This window comes from Nonomuraea sp. NPDC003707 (assembly GCF_053587055.1).
Genome location: NZ_JBSFNK010000100.1, coordinates 1 through 4,771, shown reverse-complemented (window position 1 = coordinate 4,771; position 4,771 = coordinate 1). Strand labels below are relative to the sequence as shown.

Below are 4,771 nucleotides of genomic sequence, written 5' to 3'. Positions count from 1 at the left end.
ACCCCCGCAGGTGTGTGGTTTTATGGGGGGGGGGGGGGGGGCGCCCCCCCCGCCCCCCCCCCCCCACGGCCTGTTCGCCCCGGCCCGGGGGATGCCGGGGCGAGGGTGCCGTGACCCGGATGTGCGGGGTTGTGGGGCCACGGCCGGGGGTGGTCAGGCGGGGTTCATCCGGAACTCGAGCCAGCAGAAGGATCAGCAGGCCAACCGCCTCAAGCAAGGCAGTAGGGGTGGGCAACCGCCCGGGTTCGACGCCGAGCGGTACAAGGAGCGCAACACCGCCGAGCGGTGCATCAACAAGATGAAGGGCTACCGTGCAGTGGCCCTTCGCACCGACAAGCGTGAGCGCATCTACCAGGGCACGGTCGACGTCGTCTCGATCAGGATCTCGCTCCGCGACCCGTCCAATGATCCAAGGGACATTCCGTAGGCGCCAATACGGCTCAGCGCGGACGATGGGCCGATATCGGCGAGCCAGGGGACACGCCACGCGCCGAGCACACCACAGGGCGGCCAGATCCTTCGTGAGTTACCCAAGATCGCCGATGCCGGGCCTGTCAGCTCTTCACCTCAAGTGCCACCATCAGATTCACAGATCCGGCACTCGTGTTGGCTGGCCAGAATTCAACCGCACCGCTTGACCGGGTCGTCCGCCAGCGATTGTTCGAGCTACTCGCCGACTATTCGGATCCGATAGGAGGGGCTCCCCGGACGTCGGGCACGCGCATCCAGGAGCGGCGCCGTACATCTAATCGACGACGGGCTTGTTGTCGTTGTCCCAGACGTTGCCTGTCTGGATGACGCTGGGGACGCCGTCGAAGTCGAACGGAGTGCCCCAGCGGGGGTAGGGCTGCTTATCGGGTGTGGTGCCCTTGCCGATGCGGTTGTTGACGATCTTCACGCCGGTGGGTGCGCCATTGCCCTGCGAGCGGACCTGAACCGCGAAGTTGCCGCCGGCCAGCAGGTTGTTCTCGACCACGAAGCCCTTGACCGGACCCTGTTCGGTGGCGATGCGGACGACGGCGTTCATGCCGCCCTCGGGGCCGTAGGTGCCGGCCATGTTCTCCAGCGTGTTATGCCGTACGACGACGTCTGCGGCTCCAGCCGACTGGATGGTGTCGTTGTGGCATTTCGCGCATCGGGTGAGGGAATGAAGGTAGGAGTCCTCGATGAGCCAATGCTCACCTGGGTGTGGACCGTCGGAAACGTCGTGCATATTCACTCGCCGCATGATTACGGGCCCGTTACCGTCATCGACAAATGCGGCGTTGTTGGCCTCGCCGCTGCCATCCACCTCCACGTCCTCCAGCAGAAAGTTGCCAGACTTCGGATACAGGCGGATGTTGAAATAGCCGGTACAGGTAATCTTGCTGCGTTTAATGGTGACGTTCGGCGCCTTCACGATCACGCAGCCGCGAATGTCCTTGCCGTCGATCACCCCGGATTTGGTGATCACGAAGTCTCCATCCTGGTTCAGCTTCACCTCTTCGGTCGTGAGATTGACGCCCGTAGGCTTGTATCCAGTATTTGTGCCGTCGGGATATCCGCACTTGCTGGGCACGGCCAGGCACTTCACCTTCGCGCCACCGCTCGGCGTGGCACTCGGCTCCGGGGACGGCTTCGTCGTTGGCGTGGCAGACGGGCTTGGCGATGGCGGATAGGGTGAAGCTGAGTGGAAGAAGACGACATCGACCCAATAATTGGCGGCCTTCCAGGTCTGGGCAGGGAAGGCGGAGACTCCATAACGGTAGACGCCGTTGTGGGTGGCGGGCGCGATCAGTGGTCCGGCGTGCCTGGCCTTGGCAAAGAAGTTCTGGGTTGCCATGTATCCCGAGGTGTGGTAGCTGGCGATATATTCCTTGCCCGAATCCAAGGTAACGGGCTCCGGTAGCGTCGCCTGTTGCCAACCGCTGGCGGTCTCGGTGGTTGTTTTCGTGATGGCGAGTCGCCTTCCGGAGCTATCCCAGAGGCTTACCTGGTGCGTCAGGCCGCTTCCTGGCGCCTTCAGGAAGCGAATCGCTGTGACGGTTCCCGCACTAGTGGGAGAGAAGCGCACCCCGACCTCCACGGGACGGCCCTTCGGATAGGCCACGGCTTTGGAGCTGTCGAGGCCGGACAGAAGTGAAGAAGATTCTCCTGGTGTGGTGGCGGCTCCCACATTTGAGGTGACGCATAATCCCGCAAGGAGGACTACGCCTGGTATAGCGAGCCTACTAAGGCGGCCGGTCCACAGCTGGATGGGCATGATGTCCTTTCATGCTGACTGAGTCAACAGAAAGGTATAGCACAGCCGGTCTTCTTGCGGATCAATATGGAACGGTGGAGGAATAGTATTCTACTGACGACAGCATGGCGACAGTGTTGCGCCAGAACGGCGAAAGCGCCTTTGACTTTGATGGTTACGTCCACCGCATATCAGGAAGCCCCTCCCAGACTCGATGGCCCCTTTTCATCCTCCGGGGGCGGGTGCTGATCACAGCATGGTCGCGGGTCGACTGTTCGCCTAATGACGTAACAGAGCCCCTGGTAGATGGGTTGATCACCACAATCCTCACCGTCACGACCAGGAGCTCTGGGTGCTGCTCTATCGCGCTGCCGTCGATTTGTCGCCTTCAACGCTGAACTACGTGGCCGGGTTGATCCGCCGACGCCGCGAGGTGATCGGCTCGTCTTGGCGGTTGCTGAACGCTGGACAGCAGGTTCTGCTGGTGCTGGTCTACCTGCGCAAGGGTGAGAGGTTCGCGTGGCGGTATGTGGAGGAGACGGTGATGCTGCTGTCGGTGCGCTCGCCCAAGCTCGGGCAGGCATTGCGGAAGGCGCCCGCGTCGCCGAACGCGGATGCGGGCAAAGATGGCCCCGGATCAACCGCGAACTGTCCCGTCTGTCCCAGGTCACCCTCGCCGGACCGGCCGGAACCGTCGTCCACACCACCCCGCAACGAGCCGCGCAACGAGCCATCTACCAGGCACTTTCCATCACACCACCGGCACGGGTCTCCGTCTCGAACCTACTTGACCCGATCAGCAAACCGGCTGCGGAGGGCGTAGACACACGACCCTCCCCGGCCCTACACGCGTTCCTCCAGGCCAACACACAAATCCGGGCTCATGCGTAACTACCAACCCCTCCCTGCCAAAATGGACAGAGGTAGCAATCAGGCATGAAACTCTGTGCTGAGGGTGGGGAAGGAGACATCCCTTCGTGGGAGCAAGCAAGCCGGATCCGGAGATCCCCGACCCTCAGGTGCGTGAACGAGGACGTCCGCGCACCTACTCCGCCGCCTACAAGGCCCGGATCCTGGAGGAGTACGACCAGCTCGACAAGGCCGGCAAGGGCGCGCTGCTGCGCCGGGAGGGCCTGTATTCATCGCTGATCTCCAGCTGGCGCACAGCGCGAGACCATGGCGCGGAGCAGGCACTGGCCCGGGCGGTCGGCCGACCGAAAGCCGACCCGCGGGACAGGCAGATCGACACGCTGCACGCGGAGGTCGAGCGGCTGCGCGCCGAACTCGGCAAGACCCGCCAGGTGATCGAGGTGCAGGGAAAGCTCTTCGCGCTGCTGGATCAACTCGCCACCGGCAGCGAGACCTCGACGCCTCGGGGCGAGCAGTGAACCAGCTCCTCCAGGCCGCCCAGGACGAGGCGATCACCGAGCTCACGCCGCTGCTCGGGCGGCGCAAAGCCTGCCAGGCAGCCGGAGTGGCACAAGCCACCTGGTACCGCAACAACCGCCAAAGCCCGGCTCCGGTCCGCCCGGCCCAAGCGCGTAAGCCGCACCCGGCCGCGCTGTCGCAGGCCGAACGCGAGCACGTCCGCGCCATGCTCAACGAGCGATTCGCCGACGCCGCCCCGGCCACGGCCTACTTCACCCTGCTGGATGAGGGCACCTACCTGGCGTCGGTCTCCACGATGTACCGGATCCTGCGCCAGCACGGCGAGGTCGACCGAGATCGGCGCCGGCAAGCCACCCACCCGCCCCGGACGGTGCCCGAGCTGGTCGCAGACGCCCCGAACCGTGTCTGGGCCTGGGACATCACCAAACTGCGCGGCCCCGGCAAAGGCGTCTGGTACTCGCTCTATACGATCATCGACCTGTTCAGCCGGTACGTCGTCGGCTGGATGGTCGCCTCCCGCGAGTCCGCCGACCTGGCCAAGATGCTCATCGCCCAGACCGCCCGCAAGCACGGCATCGATCCCGGCACGCTCACCCTGCATGCCGATCGCGGCTCGTCGATGACCTCGAAGACCGTCGCCGAGTTGCTGATCGACCTGGGCGTGGCCAAGTCCCACTCCCGCCCGAAGACCAGCAACGACAACCCACACGTTGAGGCAAGCTTCAAGACGCTGAAGTACTGCCCCACCTTCCCGGCCGTCTTCGGCTCCATCGAAGACGTCCGCGTCTTCTGCCAGGGCTTTACACCTGGTACAACCACGAGCACTACCACTCGGGGATTGGCTATCACCATCCGGTGGACGTGCACTACGGCCGCGCCGCCGCCATCCGCGACCGGCGAGCCGCAATCCTGACGGCCGCTCAGAGCGCCTATCCCGAGCGGTTCGCCAGCGGAGGCACTCCGGCCCCGCCTGACCTGCCCGGCCCGGCGTGGATCAACAAGCCCAAGAACGCTGTCCAAGAGGTCACCACAGAGAACTCGACACAGAATTAACCCAGCTCAACTACCTTGATCAAATTGACAGACATCCCATGGCGAAATCTGTCAAGGCGCGGCCTGGACGGTCCGATGTGCCCAGGCAGTTGCCTCGTCGTACTTGCT

The 4,771-nt window shown here is 64.1% G+C and carries 1 protein-coding gene and 3 pseudogenes; 3 read left to right on the top strand and 1 reads right to left on the bottom strand.

Features of this window, described 5'->3' with window-relative positions:
• Positions 1–745: 745 nt before the first annotated feature.
• Positions 746–2,155, bottom strand: coding sequence for a DUF4082 domain-containing protein (locus ACWDRB_RS67340; RefSeq protein WP_449912732.1), 1,410 nt, complete (start codon positions 2,153–2,155; stop codon positions 746–748).
• 418 nt (positions 2,156–2,573) lie between these two features.
• Between ACWDRB_RS67340 and ACWDRB_RS67335 the strand changes: the two are divergent.
• The 3 pseudogenes from ACWDRB_RS67335 to ACWDRB_RS67325 form a co-directional block, all read left to right on the top strand.
• Positions 2,574–2,852, top strand: a pseudogene (locus ACWDRB_RS67335) (IS5/IS1182 family transposase); the annotation flags it as partial.
• Positions 2,819–2,998: pseudogene (locus tag ACWDRB_RS67330) on the top strand (IS1634 family transposase); the annotation flags it as partial. The pseudogenes ACWDRB_RS67335 and ACWDRB_RS67330, both read left to right, overlap by 34 nt.
• A 200-nt stretch (positions 2,999–3,198) precedes the next feature.
• Positions 3,199–4,663: pseudogene (locus ACWDRB_RS67325) on the top strand (IS3 family transposase).
• Positions 4,664–4,771: the final 108 nt, after the last annotated feature.